The sequence below is a fragment of the Lachnospira multipara ATCC 19207 genome (genome assembly GCF_000424105.1).
In the GTDB taxonomy this organism is placed as follows: domain Bacteria; phylum Bacillota; class Clostridia; order Lachnospirales; family Lachnospiraceae; genus Lachnospira; species Lachnospira multipara.
Genome location: NZ_AUJG01000002.1, coordinates 185046 through 205779, shown reverse-complemented (window position 1 = coordinate 205779; position 20734 = coordinate 185046). Strand labels below are relative to the sequence as shown.

At 36.1% G+C, this 20734-nt stretch carries 17 protein-coding genes; 1 reads left to right on the top strand and 16 read right to left on the bottom strand.

The annotated features are described in order from the left end of the window. Positions 1 to 160: 160 nt before the first annotated feature. The 4 genes from tyrS to G600_RS0103340 all read right to left on the bottom strand — a co-directional run bounded on the left by tyrS (position 161) and on the right by G600_RS0103340 (position 4874). A complete protein-coding gene (gene tyrS / locus G600_RS0103355; RefSeq protein ID WP_027430665.1) occupies positions 161 to 1384 on the bottom strand; it encodes a tyrosine--tRNA ligase in 1224 nt (407 codons plus the stop codon). A gap of 468 nt (positions 1385 to 1852) precedes the next feature. Further along, positions 1853 to 2368: a VanZ family protein gene (locus G600_RS13670; RefSeq protein WP_051195341.1), complete on the bottom strand. Its 516-nt coding sequence runs from the start codon at positions 2366 to 2368 to the stop codon at positions 1853 to 1855. Then, entirely contained in the window at positions 2368 to 3798 is a 1431-nt protein-coding gene (gene pyk, locus G600_RS0103345) for a pyruvate kinase (protein ID WP_027430664.1), read from the bottom strand. Before pyk ends, G600_RS13670 begins: the two co-directional genes overlap by 1 nt. A gap of 110 nt (positions 3799 to 3908) precedes the next feature. Then, positions 3909 to 4874: a PHD finger domain-containing protein gene (locus tag G600_RS0103340; RefSeq protein ID WP_027430663.1), complete on the bottom strand. Its 966-nt coding sequence runs from the start codon at positions 4872 to 4874 to the stop codon at positions 3909 to 3911. Between the two features lie 329 nt (positions 4875 to 5203). Here G600_RS0103340 and G600_RS0103335 point away from each other — a divergent pair, with 329 nt between their 5' ends. Next, complete coding sequence (locus tag G600_RS0103335; protein ID WP_027430662.1) at positions 5204 to 9445, top strand: acyl-CoA dehydratase activase-related protein; 4242 nt, start codon at positions 5204 to 5206, stop codon at positions 9443 to 9445. Between the two features lie 743 nt (positions 9446 to 10188). On the opposite strand, the gene G600_RS0103325 is transcribed toward G600_RS0103335, so the two are convergent. From G600_RS0103325 to G600_RS0103270, 12 genes are all read right to left on the bottom strand, one after another. Beyond that, a complete protein-coding gene (locus G600_RS0103325; RefSeq protein WP_027430661.1) occupies positions 10189 to 11208 on the bottom strand; it encodes a GGGtGRT protein in 1020 nt (339 codons plus the stop codon). 16 nt (positions 11209 to 11224) lie between these two features. Continuing rightward, a complete protein-coding gene (locus G600_RS0103320) occupies positions 11225 to 11917 on the bottom strand; it encodes an iron-sulfur cluster assembly scaffold protein (protein WP_027430660.1) in 693 nt (230 codons plus the stop codon). A gap of 215 nt (positions 11918 to 12132) precedes the next feature. Beyond that, positions 12133 to 12696 carry a histidine phosphatase family protein gene (locus G600_RS0103315; RefSeq protein ID WP_027430659.1) on the bottom strand — a complete coding sequence of 188 codons (564 nt, stop codon included), beginning with the start codon at positions 12694 to 12696 and terminating at the stop codon, positions 12133 to 12135. A gap of 301 nt (positions 12697 to 12997) precedes the next feature. Continuing rightward, positions 12998 to 13717: a L,D-transpeptidase family protein gene (locus G600_RS0103310; RefSeq protein WP_027430658.1), complete on the bottom strand. Its 720-nt coding sequence runs from the start codon at positions 13715 to 13717 to the stop codon at positions 12998 to 13000. Between the two features lie 5 nt (positions 13718 to 13722). After that, a complete protein-coding gene (locus G600_RS0103305; protein WP_027430657.1) occupies positions 13723 to 14349 on the bottom strand; it encodes a cytidylate kinase-like family protein in 627 nt (208 codons plus the stop codon). 81 nt (positions 14350 to 14430) lie between these two features. Beyond that, positions 14431 to 14958, bottom strand: coding sequence for a hypothetical protein (locus G600_RS0103300; RefSeq protein WP_027430656.1), 528 nt, complete (start codon positions 14956 to 14958; stop codon positions 14431 to 14433). A gap of 68 nt (positions 14959 to 15026) precedes the next feature. Beyond that, on the bottom strand, positions 15027 to 15983 hold the full coding sequence (locus G600_RS0103295) for an RluA family pseudouridine synthase (RefSeq protein WP_081669406.1): 957 nt from the start codon (positions 15981 to 15983) through the stop codon (positions 15027 to 15029). Positions 15984 to 16076: 93 nt separating this feature from the next. After that, positions 16077 to 16589, bottom strand: coding sequence for a signal peptidase II (gene lspA / locus G600_RS0103290; protein ID WP_027430654.1), 513 nt, complete (start codon positions 16587 to 16589; stop codon positions 16077 to 16079). Between the two features lie 49 nt (positions 16590 to 16638). Further along, the gene (gene aroB, locus G600_RS0103285) at positions 16639 to 17727 is read right to left on the bottom strand and encodes a 3-dehydroquinate synthase (RefSeq protein ID WP_034245405.1); all 1089 of its coding nucleotides are present in this window, start codon (positions 17725 to 17727) and stop codon (positions 16639 to 16641) included. 71 nt (positions 17728 to 17798) lie between these two features. Next, a complete protein-coding gene (locus G600_RS0103280) occupies positions 17799 to 18350 on the bottom strand; it encodes a cell division protein SepF (protein ID WP_027430652.1) in 552 nt (183 codons plus the stop codon). A 67-nt stretch (positions 18351 to 18417) separates the two neighbouring features. Further along, positions 18418 to 19110 carry a YggS family pyridoxal phosphate-dependent enzyme gene (locus G600_RS0103275; protein ID WP_027430651.1) on the bottom strand — a complete coding sequence of 231 codons (693 nt, stop codon included), beginning with the start codon at positions 19108 to 19110 and terminating at the stop codon, positions 18418 to 18420. 172 nt (positions 19111 to 19282) lie between these two features. Beyond that, a complete protein-coding gene (locus tag G600_RS0103270) occupies positions 19283 to 20707 on the bottom strand; it encodes an HlyD family efflux transporter periplasmic adaptor subunit (RefSeq protein WP_027430650.1) in 1425 nt (474 codons plus the stop codon). Between the last annotated feature and the right edge of the window lie 27 nt (positions 20708 to 20734).

The following is a 20734-nucleotide window of genomic DNA, read 5'->3' as shown; positions in this document are numbered from 1 at the left end:
TTTTATTCACGTCTATTGGTTACAACTATAAATTTAACTATATTATACACTATGCACCTTGCTAAAACAAGAATAACCCCGGAAGAAATGCTTGGCACTCCCACCGGGGTTAGTAAGTTTAAAGTCTAGATATACTAGACTCTTTATTACATTTTCATAATTATAAGCTAACTCTTACGAAGTTCTTCTTACCCTTCTGAACTACGATTCCTTCGCCTTCAAACTTTTCCTTAGCAAATGTTTCGTTGATATCAGTTACCTTGTTACCATCAACGCTTACACCTCCTTGTTGAATAGCTCTTCTAGCTTCTGAATTAGACTTTACAAGGCCTGTTGCAGCAACTAAAGCGATTGCATTGATTGAACCATCAACAAATACATCTTCTGAAATCTTAGCTTCTGGCATGTTAGCTGCAGCACCTGCACCACTAAAGATAGACTTCGCAGTCTCTTCTGCCTTCTTAGCTTCTTCTTCACCGTGAACTAACTTTGTAAGCTCAAATGCAAGGATTTCCTTAGCTTTGTTAAGCTGAGCACCTTCCCACTTATCCATCTCATCGATTTCTTCAAGTGGTAAGAATGTAAGCATTCTGATGCACTTAAGAACATCGTTATCGCCTACATTTCTCCAATACTGGTAGAAGTCGTATGGAGATGTCTTTTCAGGATCAAGCCAAACAGCACCTGAAGCAGTCTTACCCATCTTCTTACCTTCCGAGTTAAGTAAAAGTGTGATTGTCATAGCTGAAGCATCTTCGCCTAACTTTCTTCTAATAAGCTCAGTACCAGCAAGCATGTTAGACCACTGATCGTCGCCACCAAACTCTAAGTTACAGCCGTACTTCTGGTATAACATATAGAAGTCATAAGCCTGCATAATCATGTAGTTAAATTCAAGGAATGATAAGCCCTTTTCCATTCTCTGCTTGTAGCATTCTGCACGAAGCATGTTATTTACTGAGAAATGAGCACCTACTTCTCTTAAAACTTCGATGTAGTTTAAGTTCATTAACCAATCAGCATTATTTACCATTAAAGCCTTGCCATCAGAGAAATCAATGAACTTCTCCATCTGCTTCTTAAAGCAATCGCAATTGTGCTGAATAGTTTCTGGAGTTAACATCTTTCTCATATCAGTTCTACCAGAAGGATCACCAATCATACCTGTACCGCCACCTACTAAAGCGATAGGCTTATTGCCAGCCATCTGAAGTCTCTTCATAAGACAAAGAGCCATGAAGTGACCTACATGAAGACTATCAGCAGTTGGGTCAAAACCAATATAGAAAGTAGCCTTACCATTGTTTACTAAATCTCTAATTCTTTCTTCATCTGTTACCTGAGCGATTAAGCCTCTAGCAACTAATTCTTCATAAATACCCATATTTATGAACCTCCTAATTATAATATGATTGTGCCTCAATTATTATAAAAATGAGACTGAAAGGACGAGATTGTATCGCTTCTAAATCGCAATAAAAAAACTCCCATCCTTAATTAAAAGGACGAGAGTGAAATCCCGTGTTACCACCTTTATTCACAAGAAACTCGCGCTTCTTGCCTCATCAAGTCTTAGAATCCTTAGATTCCTTAACTCTTAGTACTATAACGTGTACCAATACGTCGCTCCTAGTCTTATAACTTTTATGAAAATGTATCTCATCCTCAAAACAAAAATTATAATTTCAGTTAAACACTCCGGAAGGTATTCAAAACTTGCTTTCCCTAACGCCTCTCATCAACCGGCAATTCTCTGTAGCTTCCACAAATTCCTACTTGTTTCCATCATCGCTTTAATATTAAATTTACTTTAAAAGCTTATCACAAAAGAATATATTCTTCAAGCATAAATTTAAAGATCTAGCTCACTAAATATATTCTTTTCTTTCTTTACTTCTAGATGATGATGAATCAAACTTACTATTCCAAGAAAAATTAATGAGCCAAATGTATCAATACATACATCTAAAAATCGTCCTGCTCTACCTGCAATAAACAATTGATGGATTTCATCTGAACTAGCCCAAATAATAGTTAATAAAAGACTAAGTATTCTAGACCATCTAAAAGCAACTCCATTAAACATAAAAGCTATAAATATACACATGGTTAAAACAGCATATTCCCCCATGTGAGCACATTTTCTAATAGGAACCTGTAAATCCTCTATCATGTTAGCTTTAGTATTAGTATCTGTAAACTTTACAAGTCCTAAATTGTCACCCGCTGTCAAAATAACCTCAGCAGCCTTGTTACTTAGACCCTGTGACTCATCACCATTCTGGTTTGAAAAACTAAAAATAGTGATGGCTATAAAAATAGCAGGGAGCCATATAAGCACCCTGCCGCAAATTTTAAATTTATCCATTAAAGAGTAACAACTCTCATTGTGTTAGTTAAACCGCGCTTAGCAGTTGGAGCTGAAGTTGTAGCAATACCTGCTGAAATGATTACTGTATCGCCTTCTTCAATGTATCCAGCCTGTTCAGCAACTTCTACAGCATGCTCAATGATCTTATCTGTATTAGTTTCTGGAGCAGACTTAACTGGTCTAACACCTCTATAAAGCTGCATCTTTCTAAGAACGTTATCATATGGAGAGCATCCAATGATCTCAGCTTCTGGCTTAAGCTTAGATGTTAATCTAGCTGTAAATCCTGAAATTGTTGGGCAAAGGATAGCCTTTGCATTTAAGTTAGCAGCTGTCTGAACTGCTGCGTTACAAACTGCAGAAGATACGTTTCTCTTAGCATGAACGTTAGTTAATTCAGCTTCTCTACCTGCTAAATCAGCTTCTGTTCTTTCTGCAATCTTAGCCATCATTGTAAGAGCTTCTAATGGGTACTTACCATTAGCAGTCTCACCTGATAACATAACAACGTCTGTACCGTCGTAAATAGCGTTGGCAACATCATTAACCTCAGCTCTTGTAGGACGTGGGTTTCTAATCATAGAATCAAGCATCTGTGTAGCTGTAATAACTGGCTTATAAGCTGCATTACACTTAGCAATGATTTCCTTCTGGATGTGTGGAACATCTTCAGCTGGAATTTCAACACCCATATCACCACGAGCTACCATGATACCATCAGCAACCTTAATGATTTCATCTAAGTTGTCGATACCTTCAGCATTCTCGATCTTAGCGATAACTGGAATGTCTGAATCATGAGCCCAAAGTAACTGCTTGATTTCCTGGATACAAGCTGCATTACGAACGAATGAAGCTGCAATAAAATCAAATCCCTGTTCAACACCAAAGATAATATCTTCCTTATCCTTGTCTGTGATACCTGGAAGTCTAATTGAAACGTTAGGTACGTTAACACCCTTCTTAGATCCTAACTCACCACCGTTAACTACTGTACAAATAATATCTGTTCCATCAACAACGTCATCAACTCTAAGTTCAATTAAACCGTCATCGATAAGGATTGTGTTACCTGCTACTACATCATGTGGAAGTCCTTCGTATGTGATGCAGTTAATTTCATTAGTTGCTTCAACTTCTTTTGTTGTAAGTGTATACTTCTGTCCAGCTACAAGAGTAACCTTCTTATCACCTGCTACTGCACCTGTTCTGATTTCTGGACCCTTAGTATCAAGAAGTGTTGCGATTGGCTTTCCAATTTCCTCTCTAACGCTCTTAACTAATGCCATACGGCCTGCCTGTTCTTCGTGATCACCATGGGAAAAATTAAATCTAGCTACATCCATTCCTGCTAATGCTAACTTCTTAATAAGTTCTCTGTCGTTAGTATTAGGTCCCATTGTACAAATAATCTTAGTCTTCTTCATACTTTCCTCCGAAATTCTCTAATCTCTAATTCTACTTAAATTTAACCAAAAACATCTGTCATTATAATATAGCATGCGCTATAAATCAAGCATTAATTCCATTTAGACAATTATTTCACGTGCACATGAGTATATAAATGATCCTGACAATACTCATAATTACCATTGCACTTTGAACAATATCTAAAAATTAAGTCTCCATCCTTTTCAGTTCTTCCGCAAATTGCGCATCTGTGACGTGCTCCACCTGGATTAATTGGTCTGTAACTGTTTGCATCCTCCCAGTTAGTCTTCTCACTATTAGCATTGTAAAAACGCTCATTAAAAGAAGTCCTATTAGAATTCTTTGTTGCCTTGCGGAAATTCTTTTGTGTCTTACTCTTAGCTGGTCCCTTCTTATAAAGAATCATAAAAATAAAGAAGTTCAACATAGCAATCAAAGCTGCTGTTGCGCTAAACCATTCAAAGCCAAAGTTAAGATACAAACGCATAAATAATACCGAATTGTCTGTATTATATGCTATTAATGCAGCATATCCACCTATTATCTGAGCTACTAAAAAGATTGCATCTAAAATACCAAGCCATTTAACCTTGATTGGAATAATATAGAAAAGTAATACTTCCATATCAGGGAATTCAACAGCAAAAGCCATAAATAGTGCCAAATTAATAAAATAAGTATTTAGATCCATACTTACGCCCCAAATCAAGTAAATGATAAGAGCTGCGATTATATTAAGAATAACGCCGCTAAAGAAATAGACATTAAACTTAAAAGAACCCCAGAGTCTTTCTAAACTTGTTCCTATCATGTAATAGAAATATAGGGCAAAAAATATAAAAATAATACTAGTTGAAGGTGGCTGGATGATATAAGTAACAAGTCTCCAAACCTGTCCTCTCATAATCATCCTGAAATTAAGCGAAAGAAAGGTAGAATAAAGATCTACTCCCGTAACTTGTTTTGAAATATACAAAACATAACCTATGATATATAAAACAATAATGTAATTCATAAGGTTAGGAATTGCGTATTTACCGTACTTTCTTTCTAATTTTCTCATAAAATTCATTAGTTTTCACCTCTAGTAATTTTTTATGTCAAATTGTACAGACATTACTATAAATAGTATAAAAAAGACACACCATCTTTGTCAATTAATCATATAATTAATTCACATTTATTTAGGTTAATTTCATAATTTCCAAGATTGTATACAGTTGAAATTTATAGTTCTTTCCACTATAATAAATCAGATTGCATATTTTAGAAGTTTTTGCTTTTATATACATTTTCTTTCTTATTTAAAATGTATAACAGAATTGTTTACAAATTGTTAAAGGCAATTAAATTATACTTATGCTTTTAAAACTTTTAGGAGGAGGTGCGGAAAATTCCGCAATGAATATGAATAGATATAGACTCGGTATTGATATTGGTTCAACAACAGTTAAGCTCGCAATATTAGCTGATAATAACGACATTTTATTTTCTGACTACGAGAGACATTTTGCCAATATCCAAGAAACTCTACAATCTTTGCTTGAAAAAGCTAAAGAAAAGCTAGGTGACTTTGAAGTATATCCAGTAATCACAGGTTCTGGTGGACTTACACTTGCTAAACATTTAGGCGTACCATTCACTCAGGAAGTAGTTGCAGTATCTACTGCCCTTCAAGACTATGCTCCACAATGTGATGTAGCTATTGAACTTGGTGGTGAAGATGCCAAGATTATATATTTTACAAACGGTATTGATCAGAGAATGAACGGTATCTGTGCTGGTGGTACAGGTTCTTTCATCGACCAGATGGCCTCTCTTTTACAGACTGATGCTATGGGTCTTAACGAATATGCTAAGAATTATAAATCTATCTACCCTATCGCTGCTAGATGTGGTGTATTTGCAAAGACTGATATCCAGCCACTTATTAACGAAGGTGCCACAAAGGAAGATTTATCTGTTTCAATTTTCCAGGCCGTTGTAAACCAGACTATTTCAGGTCTTGCACAGGGTAAGCCAATTAGAGGTAACGTTGCATTCCTTGGTGGCCCACTTCATTTCTTATCAGAACTTAGACAGTGTTTTATTAGAACTCTTAGCTTAGGTCCTGAGAATATCATTGCACCAGACCACTCACATTTATTTGCAGCAGTAGGTTCTGCTATGAATTATGATGAAAATGTTTTCGTGGCCGTAGATGATATTATTACACGTTTAAAGAACAAGGTTCAGTTAGAATTTGAGGTTGCTCGTATGGAACCTCTATTTAAGAACCAGTTAGAATATGATGGATTTACTTTAAGACACAGCGCTCACAAGGTAAAGACTGCCCCACTTGAAAGCTATGAGGGTAATTGTTACTTAGGTGTTGATGCTGGTTCTACAACAACTAAGGTTGCTTTGGTTGATGATGAAGGAAATCTTTTATATTCATTTTACTCAAGCAACAATGGTTCTCCACTTGCTACAACAATTAAGGCTATTAAGGAGATTTACTCTAAGCTTAGTCCAAAGGCTAAGATTGTTAGCTCATGCTCAACAGGTTATGGTGAAGCCCTAATTAAGGCTGCTCTTATGCTTGATGAGGGTGAAGTCGAGACTGTATCTCACTACTATGCCGCTGCTTTCTTTGATCCACAGGTTGACTGTATTATTGATATCGGTGGACAGGATATGAAGTGTATCAAGATTAAGAACCAGACAGTTGATTCCGTTCAGTTAAATGAAGCCTGTTCTTCAGGCTGTGGTTCATTTATTGAAACATTTGCAAAATCACTTAATTACTCAGTTCAGGACTTCGCAAAGGCTGCTCTTTTTGCTAAGTACCCTATTGACCTTGGTACTCGTTGTACAGTTTTCATGAACTCTAAGGTTAAGCAGGCTCAGAAGGAAGGCGCTGAAGTTGCTGATATTTCTGCAGGTTTAGCATACTCTGTAATTAAGAACGCTCTTTATAAGGTTATTAAGATTTCTGATCCAGGTGATTTAGGTAAGCACATCGTTGTTCAGGGTGGTACATTCTACAACAACGCTGTACTTCGTTCTTTCGAGAAGATCACAGGTGTTCAGGCTATTAGACCTGATATCGCTGGTATTATGGGTGCTTTCGGTGCTGCCCTTATTGCTAGAGAAAGATATGATGGTATTTCAGATTCATCAATGCTTTCAATTGATCAGATCAACAACTTGACTTATGAAACAACTCTTACAAGATGTAAGGGATGTACAAACCAGTGTCATTTAACAATTAATAAGTTCTCTGGTAACAGAAGATTTATCACTGGTAATAGATGTGAAAAGGGACTTGGTAAGGAAAAGAATAAGAATAAGCTTCCTAACCTATTTGATTATAAGTTCCATAGATTATTTGACTACGAGCCACTTAGCGAAGCTGAGGCAACTCGTGGTACAGTTGGTATTCCAAGAGTTCTTAACATGTATGAGAACTACCCATTCTGGTTTACTTTATTTAATGACTTAAAGTATAGAGTTGTTTTATCACCAAGCTCAAACCGTAAGATTTACGAACTTGGTATTGAATCAATTCCTTCAGAATCAGAGTGTTATCCTGCTAAGTTAGCACATGGACATATTTCATGGTTAATCAAGAACAACGTTAAGTTCATTTGGTATCCATGTATTCCTTACGAGCACAAGGAAATTGAGAATACTAATAATCATTACAACTGCCCTATCGTTACTTCTTATGCTGAAAATATTAAGAATAACGTAGAGGAAATCAAAACTGAAAATATCGACTTTAGAAATCCTTTCATGACATTTGAAAACAAGGAAATTCTTACAAAGCGCTTAGTTGAGGAATTATCTGATATTCCAGCTAAAGAGGTTAAGAAGGCTGTAAGTCATGCTTGGGATGAATTAATGCAATCTAAGGAAGATGTTAGAAAGAAAGGTGAAGAGGTAATTAATTACCTTCACGAAACAGGTAAGCATGGTATCGTACTTGCAGGTAGACCTTACCACGTTGATCCTGAAATCAACCATGGTATTCCTGAATTAATTAACTCTTATGGAATTGCCGTATTAACTGAGGATTCAATATCACATTTAGGTAAGGTTGACAGACCACTTGTTGTTATGGATCAGTGGATGTATCATTCAAGACTTTACGCAGCAGCAAGCTATGTAAGAACTGATGATAGCCTTGATTTAATTCAGCTTAACTCATTTGGTTGTGGTCTTGATGCTGTTACAACAGATGCTGTTAATGATATTTTATCTAAGGCAGGTAAGATTTATACTGTCTTAAAGATTGATGAGGTTAATAACCTTGGTGCTGCAAGAATTAGAGTCCGTTCTTTAATTGCTGCCCTTAAGGTTAGAGAACTTCATAACTACAAGAGAAAGGTTGAAAGCGCTGCATTTAACAAGATTGAATTCACTGAAGAGATGCGCAAGAATTACACAATTCTTTGCCCTCAGATGTCACCAATTCACTTTGATTTACTTGCACCAACCCTTAATGCTTGTGGTTACAACTTCGTTGTCCTTGATAATGATAACAAATCAGCTGTAGATGTAGGTTTAAAGTACGTTAATAACGATGCTTGCTACCCATCTCTTATGGTTGTTGGTCAGATTATGGATGCTGTCCTTTCTGGTAAATATGATATGAAGAAAACTGCTATTATTATCTCTCAGACAGGTGGTGGTTGTAGAGCTTCTAACTATATTGGATTTATTAGAAGAGCCCTTGCTAAGGCTGGCTTAGAATATGTACCTGTTATTTCACTTTCTGCTCAAGGAATTGAAAAGAACTCAGGCTTTACATACACTATCCCAATGCTTAAAAAGGCTATGATGGCTATTGAATATGGCGATGTATTTATGAATGTTGTTTATAGAACAAGACCTTACGAGGCCGTTCCTGGTTCTGTAAATGCACTTCATGATAAGTGGAAGAAGGTTGTTATTGAGCAGTTAACTAAGAAGCGTGTAAATATGAGAGAATTCAACAAGAATCTCCACGCTATTGTAAAGGATTTCGATGAAATTCCATTACTTGATATTAAGAAACCAAGAGTTGGTATTGTTGGTGAAATCTTAGTTAAGTTCATGCCAGCTGCTAATAACTATTTAGTTGAGTTACTTGAATCTGAGGGTGCTGAGGCCGTAGTTCCAGACTTAATGGGCTTCCTACTCTACAGTGCGGAGAATACAAACTTTAAGCATCAATACCTTGGCGCTCCAAAAAAGACTGCCCTTATTGGTAACACACTTATTAGCTTCCTTGAATGGTTCAGAAAAGAAGGTAACAAGGCTTTAGCTGCAAGTAAGCGTTTTGATGCTCCATCATCAATTAAAGAAACTGCTAACCTTGCTAAGGACTTAGTTTCTCTTGGTAACCAGACAGGTGAAGGTTGGTTACTTACTGGTGAAATGATCGAATTAATTCACAACGGTGCCGGAAATATCGTTTGCTGTCAGCCATTTGGTTGCTTACCTAACCACATCGTTGGTAAGGGTGTAATTAAGGAATTAAGAGCTGCATTCCCTGAATCTAATATCATCGCAGTTGATTACGATCCAGGTGCTTCTGAAGTTAACCAGCTTAACAGAATTAAGCTTATGCTTTCAACAGCTAATAAAAACCTTAAGAAAGAACAAAAAATTTCATAATAGACTTTAGGAAATTATGACTTTGACTTCTGTTTAACAACTAACCTAATAAGACATTGAAAATCTTTGCAACAAGATATATAATATAACTAATCTATGAATGGAGGTCGTGACAAAATGTTTTTATTATTTTTAGGACCAATTATTGGTGTTTCAATTGCTATAATTGCAAGTGTTGTTTTAGTTTCAGTAATCTCAGGTGTGATTGCTGCTGAAGAAGACGACAATGAATAAAAATGTTAATGAAGACTCTAGTGAAAGCTAGAGTCTTTTTTTATGGGCTTCTGGAACTAAACAGAGAAGCTTATTATTCTCTTCCGATTGGGCCTTAAACTTGTTCGAATACGATTCACAGGCACAAATACGCCGAATTTAGAGGCTCTAAAAGGGCCCGTCACCTAAATAGAAAAGCAAGCAACTCAAATCTATTAATTATAGGACCCCCCACTCCAAAGCAATAAAAAAACAAGCTCGCTATGACCGGAACACAGCGAACTTGCTTCTTTTAAGTACTTATAAAATTGTAGGTCAAAGACCTATTTGATTTAAATCAATAGATTCTAAAACTCTCATGTCCTTCTAACATGTCGACTTATTAAAACTTCAATCAAGCTTTAAAATCCTTTTATTTTGTGCCTTACTTTCATTTTCTAAATGTGATGGATCAGATCACATCTAGAAAAATGATAGCTTGGCTAGAATTTAATTTAAATTATAAATTATAAATGTGTGTTCTAATAATCTTAGAACTTACCAGCCTTAGCAGCTTCTTCGATAGAAACGGCAGTTGAAACTGTCATACCTACCATTGGGTTGTTACCAGCACCGATAAGACCCATCATTTCTACGTGGGCAGGAACTGATGAAGAACCAGCGAACTGTGCATCTGAATGCATACGTCCCATAGTATCTGTCATACCATATGAAGCTGGACCTGCAGCCATGTTATCTGGGTGAAGTGTACGTCCTGTACCACCACCTGAAGCTACTGAGAAGTACTTCTTACCAGCTTCAAGTCTTTCCTTCTTATATGTACCAGCTACTGGATGCTGGAATCTTGTTGGGTTTGTAGAGTTACCTGTGATAGAAACATCAACGTTTTCCTTCCACATGATAGCTACACCTTCCTGAACATCGTTAGCGCCGTAGCAGTTAACCTTTGCTCTTGGAGAGTTAGCATCCTTTGAGTAACACTTTCTAAATGCTTCCTTAAGTTCGCCTGTCTTGTAGTCATACTCTGTTTCAACGTATGTGAAACCGTTGATACGAGAAATAATCTGAGCAGCATCCTTACCTAAACCGTTAAGGATAACTCTTAAAGGAGTCTTACGAACCTTATTAGCCTTCTCAGCGATACCGATAGCACCTTCAGCAGCAGCGAATGATTCGTGACCTGCTAAGAATGCGAAACATTCTGTATCTTCTTCAAGAAGCATCTTTCCTAAGTTACCATGTCCTAAACCAACCTTACGACGGTCAGCTACTGAACCTGGGATACAGAAAGCCTGTAAACCTTCACCGATAGCTGCAGCAGCTTCTGAAGCCTTACGGCAATCCTTCTTAATAGCAATAGCAGCACCTACTGTGTAAGCCCACTTTGCATTCTCAAAACAAATTGGCTGGATACCTTCGATTAAGTGATATACATCGATACCAGCTGCGTCTGTAATTTCCTTACATTCTTCAATTGATGAGATACCATATTCCTTTAAAACAGCGAGGATCTGTGGCTCTCTTCTTTCATATGATTCAAATAATGCCATTTCAATTATCCTCCTATTACTGTCTTCTTGGGTCGATGCACTTAACAGCGTCATCAACTCTACCATATTGTCCAGATGCCTTCTTTAAAGCTGTTTCTGCGTCGTCGCCAGCCTTTAAGAAATCCATCATCTTACCAAAGTTAACAAACTTATAACCAATGATTTCATCATCTTCGTCTAATGCAACTTCTGTGATGTAACCATCTGTAAGTTCAAGGTAACGTGGTCCCTTAGCTAAAGTACCATAAGTAGTACCAACCATTGAACGAGTACCCTTACCTAAATCTTCAAGACCAGCACCGATCTGAAGTCCATCCTCTGAAAATGCAGACTGAGTTCTACCATATACAATCTGTAAGAATAATTCTCTCATAGCTGTATTGATAGCATCACATACAAGGTCTGTATTAAGAGCTTCAAGAAGAGTAAGTCCTGGAAGAATTTCAGAAGCCATAGCTGCTGAATGAGTCATTCCTGAACATCCGATTGTCTCTACAAGAGCTTCCTGAATAATTCCGTCTTTTACGTTAAGGGAAAGCTTACAAGCTCCCTGCTGAGGTGCACACCAGCCAATACCGTGTGTATAGCCAGATATATCCTCGATTTTCTTTGCCTGTACCCATTTTGCTTCTTCTGGAATAGGAGCTGCGCCATGGTGTACTCCCTGTGTTACAGGGCACATGTTTTTAATTTCTGTTGAATATAACATATGTTCCTCCATTAATAATAATTTATAGAAACCTTACCTTAATATAATAGTTTATTGATAATTTTTTCTCAATACAAAATTGCAAATTTCTGAAAAAAACACAAAAAATACAGTAAAATCAAGGCTTTATTCATATTTACCCTTTATTATCAATGGAATTAAAATATGATAAAGTTTATCAATAATAACATTTTTGCTTAAATAATATTAGCCCCTTAGTTGGCCTTTAAAGCATCTAAATTAATAAGCTTGCAGTTAGCAATACTCTCTTTCCAGAAATCGTCTTCGTCACGATTAAGATAATTGCAAATGATACTAGAATTTGCAGCGCCATGCCCAACGATTAAGACATTCTTACCCTCTTTAAGAAGAGGATAGACCTTATCTTCAAGAAAATCCTTAGTTCGCGCAAGTAAATCCTTAGTAGATTCCCCATTTTTAGAACCCTTATAGTTCTTTGGATAAGTAAAAAAAACATTTACAGGGCAACTACTATCCTCAAAATAGTTAGTAATTCCCTCGTATTCACCAAAGCCCATCTCTTTGATTCGCTCATCTATAATAATAGGAGTGTCCCTGCCTTCAAGGAAAAGCTCGGCAGTCTGTCTAGCTCTAGTTAAAGGCGAACAAAAGCATATATCAAAATCTATCTCTTTATTCTCCTTTGCCGCCTCACGAGCCATACTAATACCCTGCTCATTTAGTGGAATGTCCGTCCAGCCCTGTAGCTTCTTTGCCACATTCCAATCAGTTTTTCCATGTCGAATAATATATAGCATAATTACACTTCCCTATTTCTTTTATTTAACAGGGCACATTATAGCACAGATACTGCCTTTCTTTAAAGGGCGCCTTTAGGAAAATGTATCTAACCCCACTAGATTCTAAATAATCCTCCACCCACAACAACAAAAAACCGGTAGATTTAAGTTAAACTCCATATAAGTAACTCAAAAACCTACCGGTTAATCTTTTATTCATTTTATCTTTATATCAGTCAAGACCCGAATCCGTGCGCATCCTCGCGGAGCGTTTAACTCAGTCGGAGCTTGTACTCCGACTGAGTTAAATCTTACATTCTTACTTTGTATCTGTTGGGTCGCGATAGCCTGAACTTATTGTTTCAAACTCCTCTAGAGTCACGCCCTCGTCCAAATCGAAATTATCAAGGATATAGACTGGTGTGTTGATGCCACAATTTTCATAAATCCACTTAGCATTGCTAACGGTCATGTGAATTGAGCCGTCTAGAGACGCATTTCCAATATTATTATAAGAATTCTTATTTAAAGAATTATCTGTTTCATTGTAGTAATATGCTGCTGAATATAAAACCTCTGAATTGTCCAATTTAGAAGCATAACGGCAATATGAAGTATCAGAAACTTTCCACCATAAAGCCTTACGGGAAATGAAAGTCTCACCTACACTTGCGTCTTCACTTACTGAAACCTTAAATGCCTTAACAACTATAGTGTATTCTTGATTTTCATCCATTTGGTAAATAACTGCAAAATTCTGAGATTTATTAATCTTAATGCAATAAGACATATTAGTTGCAACATAGTTAGACTCGCTCTCTGTAGCTTCTTCTGTGATGTCGTTATTTACATCCTCGCTTGTTGCTTCACCATTCTCATTATCAATATTATCCTGATGCATCTTAATAACTGTCTTTAGGGCAAAAAGCAAAAAGACAAATACTACTATCATTAAGATCAGATAAATCTTTGAATTTCCTCCAGTGATCCATTTTCCAAAATCATATTTCTTCTTTCCTTTAAATCCATTATCCAACATAAATACTACAAATTCTTTTCCTTTAATTCTACATAATTTAATATGAGCTCGATAGCGCCCTCTATTCCTACATCTCCAGTATCAATGCAAAGGTTGTAGCTCTTAGCCTCGCCCCATCTCTTACTAGAATAGTAGTTATAATAGCTAGCTCTCTTCTTATCTGTCTTCTGAATGAAGTCAGCTGCCTTGTTATCGTTTAGCTCATAGATTCTCTTGATTCTCTCCACTCTCTTTTCAAGAGGTGCCTTAATAAAGACATTTACTGCAAATGGATTGTCCTCGAGGGCGTAATCTGCACAACGACCAACGATTACGCAAGACTCTCTTGCAGCGATTTTCTTAATGGCATCGAACTGAGCAAGGAAAACCTTGTGATTAATAGGCATGTCCATATATGCATTAGTATATCCAAGAGAATAAGTATCCATGACTAATGAATATAAGAAACTACTTGTTGGCTTCTCATCCTGAGCTGAAAAAAGCTCTTCTGCTATGCCACTTGCCTTAGCTGCCTCAGATAATAATTCCTTGTCATAGCACTTAATGCCTAGTTTAGCAGCAAGCTTCATACCTACTTCATGACCGCCACTACCAAATTCTCTGCCAATTGTTATAACAGTTCTCTCATTCATAATTCATACCCCCTTGAACAATTTTTAAAATCATCGCTATATGAATGAACAAAAATTTATATAATTATTATAACATTTATCTTATTCATTAGGCAACAATTCCGATAGGAAATTTCCTATCTTTGCCCCAAACTTATTAACTGTAATTTCCTTTGTACTTGGCGTAATTACTGCAATCCTAATATTTGAAAAACCTCTAGCTCCAAATAGATAATTCTTCTTAAAATTACTCTTCTTAATAAGCTGCGAAACCTCATAAGTAATAGGATTCTTGGTAATTATAATAAAGGAAATGTAGCTACACATGTGATTCTTTTGTGGCCATCTTTTATCTCCACGGACGAAATGTGGCTCAATATTATCAATAGTCCACTGATAAAGCTCCTTAAACTTCTCTGGGTCTAAATCATCGCAATTTATAAAGAAAAGATGTTCATAGCTTTTCGAGTCCCATAATTTCGCATCCTTAGCTGTCTCAAATTTATTCTTGCGATCGTAATTATATGCATAGACCACGAATTTCCTGTCCTTAAACCAATAGTTATGGTAAATGTCAAAACTATCGGAAATGCCATTTAAAATCAAATCAATATATTCTCTACGTCTCATGATGACCTCCAAAGTTAGATATATTTTAAAAGCAATATAAGCAATCCCCTAAAAACGCTTTTTCTTAGTTAACTTGACTTTCTTAATTTCTCTAATAGTTCCTTAAAATAATCTGGCAATTCCGCGCTAAACTCCACATATTCTTTTGTACGAGGATGTATAAAGCCAAGAACTCCAGCATGCAAAGTCTGGCCCTGCAATTTGAAATTGGACTTAGCCCTTGAATATACATCATCTCCTAAAAGAGGATGCCCGATACTTGCCATATGCACTCTAATCTGGTGAGTTCTGCCGGTTTCAAGCTGACACTCGATAAAGGCATATTTTCCAAAGTTTTCTAAAACTTTGTAGTGAGTAACAGCTCTCTTGCCATTCTTTCTATCAATAGCCATCTTCTTTCTATCGTTAGGATTTCTGCCAATAGGCGCATCTACTGTACCCTCTTTCTCTTTAAAGGAATTTAGGCAAATGGCATAATACTTTCTAGTTATAGAATGAACCGCCAACTGACTAGCTATAAAATTGTGGGAAAAATCATTTTTACAAGCAACAATAATTCCCGTTGTGTTCATGTCAATTCTATGAACAATACCAGGTCTTAAAACCCCGTTGATGCCGGATAAATTATCCTTGCAGTGATACATAAGGGCATTGACCATAGTGTTGTCGTAATGACCTGCCGCAGGATGCACAACCATACCCTTTGGCTTATTAATAAGGATTAAATCATCATCCTCATAAACTATATCAAGTGGAATGTCTTGCGCCACAATTTCTGGCACCACAAGCTTAGGGATCCTTACTAAAATGTTTTCCCCGCCCTTAAGCTTATAGTTAGCCTTAATGCTTGCTCCATCCACTAAGATATTATCCTCTTCAATAGATTTTTGAATTCTAGAACGGGAAAAGTCAGTTAGCTTTGAGGAAATGTATTTATCAATACGAGTCCCCTTATCCTGACTCTCAGTTTTAAGGCAAATCTCCTTCTCAAAAGAGTCCTCATCCTCTAAATCTAGCTCATCCATCACAGCATCATTCATGTTCTCTGTCATAGAAGCCATTATTTCATCGTTTTTATTTGCGTCTAAATTATCTAACATTTGCACCTCAAAAAATTATTAGTTAGATTCCCTTTTTCTTGATAAAAATGCAAAATCCTCATCCTTGTAAACAAAGAAAATAAGGATAATCAAGGCAATAACCGATAAAGTAACATAAATATCAGCTACGTTAAATACAGGGAAATCAATTAATTCAAAATAAATAAAATCTCTAACGTAAGACAATCTAATTCTATCAATAAAGTTTCCGATTGCTCCGCTTGTTAAAAAGATTATTGTAAAAAAGAGATAATTATATTTCTTATCTGCTGGCATCTTAATTACTATATAAACAAGTACTAATACAATAAGGCAAGTAAGTACAATAAAGAAATTAAGCTTGCCATTTAAGATTCCCCAAGCCGCTCCCTGATTTTCTAGGTAAAATAATTTCAAAACTCCAGGAATTATAGAAAAACCCTCTGACTTACCCTCAAGATTAGCTCTTGCAATAATCTTTGTAATCTGATCAAGCTCAACTAGTAATGCGCTTGCAAGTAAAAATATAATTAATCTAACACTTTTTTTCATAAAAAACTTCAAATTTCCCTTCCCATTTTTTAAAAGAGTCTGATAAATTTTATTCTAAAACTCTTTTTAAAGCCTGTCTCATTTCATCATCTGAAACAGTCTTATCAATTATGGCATCTCCAATAGAATCAAGTAAAATGAACTTAATCTTACCAGCGTCTGCCTTTTTATCATTTTTAGAAGCCTTAATTACATCCTCAGCTAAAACTCCCTTACAAGTTACAGGGAATTCATAGAGCTTAAACATCTCAATAGCTTCATTATACTCTTCCTCTGTAATTTTAGCTCTTCTAAGAGAAATGTCTAGTGCTGCAACCATACCTAACACTACACATTCGCCATGATACATACTAAAGTTAAGTAGTTTCTCAATGGCATGACCAAGTGTATGACCAAAGTTAAGTAGGGCTCTATCTCCCTGTTCCTTTGGATCTTTTTCAACCACTTCTCTTTTAATATTACAGCTCACATAAATCATATGTTCAAGAGCATCAAAATCAAGGCTAGTAATTGCCTTATATTCATCCTTTAACCAGTGATAGTATTCCTTATCCTTAATAAGACCATGCTTAATAATCTCGCCAAAGCCAGAATTAAAGAGTCTCTTAGATAAAGACTTAAGACAACCCATATTCATATATACAAGTTTAGGCATATGAAAAGCCCCAACCATGTTCTTATAACCTCTAAAATCTACGCCAGTTTTTCCACCGATACTAGAATCTACTTGTGCTAATAGAGAAGTTGGAATTTGAATAAAATTTACCCCTCTAAGGTAAGTTGCTGCAGTATAACCTGTTAAATCTCCAACAACACCGCCACCTAGAGCCGCAAGCATATCCTTTCTATCGAATTTGTTCTGTATTAAAAATTCATAAACATCCTGAACTGTAGAAAGAGTCTTATTGTCCTCTCCTGCTTCAAATGTATAGACAAAAACCTTATTGCCTGTCTTTTCAAGCTCGGCCTTCACTTCATTTGCATAAATAGGACCAACATTAGAATCTGTTACGATACAGATCTTTCTATCCTTAACACCAAGCTTATTAAAGCTTTCTGCTAGCTTAGAAAAATCCTTCTCAATTACAATATCATAACAAGGCTTTTCCTCATATTTTACATTAATACACTTACTCATAATTCCTCCACAAAACACACTTACTACTAAAAAAGCCACCTAAGCTAGCGCTTAGATGGCAAAATCTTTAATTATAACTGACTAATATCAGACTTAGACTTAACACCTGCTAAATCAATTCCGCCACCAACTAATTCAGGAATGTCACCTGAAATATCTACATTAGGAGGTGTTACAAGGAAGATAAAGTTAGTAATCTTCTGTAAGTTACCTCTGATTGCGTATGTTGAACCAGCAGAATAATCAATAATTCTCTGAGCTATCTCAACGTGAATACCTTCTAAATTAAGAACAACAGCTTTACCGTAAAGTAAAGTATCTGTAATTTCCTTAGCATCTTCCATAGACTGAGGTCTAATAACAACAACCTCTAATTCCTTTGGAGTCTGTGTCTTAATAGGTACAATCTTAGTACGAGACTGACTTGACTTTGGTCTTTCTGGAACTGAAACTGAATCAGTATCGTTCTTCTTACCACCGAAGATGTTTCTTCTGTCATTAGTTGTTTCTTCATCTTCTTCGTAGTCTTCTTCTAAATCATCATATCCTTCTTCTTCGATATCCTCGTAGTCGTCTTCTTCGTTAAATTTGAAAAAATCTGTAATCTTATCTATTGCTCCCATTTTTCTTCTCCTTATTCCCAATCGATTTTCCACAGCAATATAAAATTCTGTCCATAAAATACATAAACTATTTATTATAGTTTCTCTCACCAAAAATTGCTGTGCCAACTCTTACATGAGTCGCACCTTCTTCAATGGCTACCAAATAATCGTTAGTCATCCCCATTGAAAGAACGCTCATACTAACATTATCTATGTTTTTATCATTGATGTCAACTAATAATTTATTTAGTCTTTTAAAATATTGTCGATTTTCTTCTGCGTTGCTAACGTATGGAGCACTTGTCATTAAGCCTTTTACGCAGATATTAGGCAATTTTGCAATTTCTTTAAGTGCCTCTTCAACCTCTTCTACTTTAAAACCAAATTTATTTTCCTCAAGAGCCACATTAACTTCAAGTAAAATGTCCATATTTACGCCTCTTTTAACGGCTTCATCACTGATTGCCTTAGCAAGTCTAAGGGAATCTACTGAATGGATCATTTTAACATTTTCAATGATGTATTTAATCTTATTTCTTTGCAAATGTCCAATCATATGCCATTGGATATCTTTAGGTAGAGTTTCCATTTTTGTTGCAAGTTCCTGGACATAATTTTCGCCAAATTCTCTAACGCCTTCGTTATATAATTCTTCTATCATTTCATTTGGCTTTGTTTTGCTGACCGCTAAAACAGTAATGTCTTTAGGGTCTCTGCCGGCCTTAAGGGCGGCCTTTTTAACGTTTTCTAAAACTTCCTTGTAATTTTCAACTACCATAATTACTCCTTTTTACATTTACCATTGAACATCGCGCATGAGACGCGCTTCGCGCGGCGCGACGCTAGGTCGTAATCAGCAAAGCTGATTGCGACAGGGGGGAACATCGCGCATGAGATGCGCTTCGCGCAGCGCGACGCTAGGTCGTAATCAGCAAAGCTGATTGCGACAATTAATATATCAGCTCACCTTCGCTGTATTTCTTTGCGTCAAGTAAAATTCTATCGTAGAGTTCAACGCCTTTTGTAGCATTGTTTTCTAGGATACAATACTCGTCGTTCTTCTTCAAAATATTTCCTACCTTAAATTCTGTAAAGCCAGAATTTACGCAGTAAACACCATTAAGTGATGCTGTCTTTATATCAGAATAGGTTTCTTTACTATCCTCTTTTATTAAGACAAAGGAATCTGACGGGAACAGATTTGGATCTACGTAAATGTAGTCATCACTAGTATCCGTTGTGTCGTTGTCCTCTGTATAATATCTAGCTACTTTAATAAAGGTCTTTTTAGTCTCCCCATTTTCTTCATAGCTAATTAGATATCCATTTTCATTACCACTTGAAGTTAAATAGCTAGTTGGAAGTACATAGAAATCCTTTGTTGTCATTGCTGAGCTTGGAACCTTAATTCCTGTTGCCTCATCCACAACAAGTTCAATATCTAAGTATCTTTCTGTAGCATATCGAATCATATATTTTGAAAGTGCCATTTTTCCAAAATATTGTCCATTAACTTCAACTAATTCAAAGCCACAACTTGTGGATATACCGTCGGACTTGAAATTTACTGTAACTGTAGATGCATTTGTCAAATCAAGCTGTTCAACTTGAGACTTAGAAAGGGAAATATATAGATTCCAATTCTCGCTATTTACAATTTTGTAAGCGGCATCGCCAGCTACAATGGTATCTTCACCACTGGTATTTTTTAATACATTTTTTTCATAATTATTTTTATTAAAGCAAGAAGTAGATAACTGATCCTCGCTAAAATTTTCATAGCCATCTGTGCTATAAACCACCACTCCTGCTGCCTCAGAACCCACGGCATTAAAGAAGTTAGCATTTCCTGTTGAATCGATTAAAGAATCAAGATTTTCCATAATATCTGCGCTTATAGATGCAAGAATTGTAGAATTCAAATCTGTCTTTAAATTATAAATTTCACTGAATTCATTAGGATCATAATTTAGCTTATACTTATCAAGTGTCTCCTTTAGTAAAGACAAATCATCGGAAGAAAGGGCATTTGAAGTATCGGTGCTATAGCTTGCCAAAAGATCAGCAACTTTGCCGGTTTCATCCACTGAATAAACCGTCTCTCCATTAGCCACCTTGCTGCCCTCAACCTGATAATAGTTAACGAAACCCGAATAATTTGAATAATAAACTGTCTCGTCACGAATAGCTAAGGCCGTGAAACTCTCGCTGTCATAAAGACTACCAAGCGCAGTTTCATAGGTCTTAACCGAACTTTTTGTAGCGTATAAAAAGACAAAACAAACTACATAAACTGCAATTAATACAAAAGTTACAACTGCAATTACTTTGTCATAATTACGCCTATATTTAATTACCTTTTTATTTTTAGCCATTAATCAATTTGCCCCTTATATAAATTT

Coding starts and splice junctions, on each gene's coding strand:
- G600_RS0103320 (WP_027430660.1), bottom strand. CDS start 11,917: ATGTTATATTCAACAGAAATTAAAAACATGTGCCCTGTAACACAGGGA.
- G600_RS0103335 (WP_027430662.1), top strand. CDS start 5,204: ATGAATATGAATAGATATAGACTCGGTATTGATATTGGTTCAACAACA.
- G600_RS0103310 (WP_027430658.1), bottom strand. CDS start 13,717: ATGTTGGATAATGGATTTAAAGGAAAGAAGAAATATGATTTTGGAAAA.
- pyk (WP_027430664.1), bottom strand. CDS start 3,798: ATGAAGAAGACTAAGATTATTTGTACAATGGGACCTAATACTAACGAC.
- G600_RS0103305 (WP_027430657.1), bottom strand. CDS start 14,349: ATGAATGAGAGAACTGTTATAACAATTGGCAGAGAATTTGGTAGTGGC.
- aroB (WP_034245405.1), bottom strand. CDS start 17,727: ATGAGTAAGTGTATTAATGTAAAATATGAGGAAAAGCCTTGTTATGAT.
- G600_RS0103275 (WP_027430651.1), bottom strand. CDS start 19,110: ATGGTAGTTGAAAATTACAAGGAAGTTTTAGAAAACGTTAAAAAGGCC.
- G600_RS0103340 (WP_027430663.1), bottom strand. CDS start 4,874: ATGAATTTTATGAGAAAATTAGAAAGAAAGTACGGTAAATACGCAATT.
- G600_RS0103295 (WP_081669406.1), bottom strand. CDS start 15,983: ATGGATGAGCTAGATTTAGAGGATGAGGACTCTTTTGAGAAGGAGATT.
- G600_RS0103300 (WP_027430656.1), bottom strand. CDS start 14,958: ATGAGACGTAGAGAATATATTGATTTGATTTTAAATGGCATTTCCGAT.
- G600_RS0103315 (WP_027430659.1), bottom strand. CDS start 12,696: ATGCTATATATTATTCGACATGGAAAAACTGATTGGAATGTGGCAAAG.
- G600_RS13670 (WP_051195341.1), bottom strand. CDS start 2,368: ATGGATAAATTTAAAATTTGCGGCAGGGTGCTTATATGGCTCCCTGCT.
- tyrS (WP_027430665.1), bottom strand. CDS start 1,384: ATGGGTATTTATGAAGAATTAGTTGCTAGAGGCTTAATCGCTCAGGTA.
- G600_RS0103325 (WP_027430661.1), bottom strand. CDS start 11,208: ATGGCATTATTTGAATCATATGAAAGAAGAGAGCCACAGATCCTCGCT.
- G600_RS0103280 (WP_027430652.1), bottom strand. CDS start 18,350: ATGGGAGCAATAGATAAGATTACAGATTTTTTCAAATTTAACGAAGAA.
- lspA (WP_027430654.1), bottom strand. CDS start 16,589: ATGAAAAAAAGTGTTAGATTAATTATATTTTTACTTGCAAGCGCATTA.
- G600_RS0103270 (WP_027430650.1), bottom strand. CDS start 20,707: ATGGCTAAAAATAAAAAGGTAATTAAATATAGGCGTAATTATGACAAA.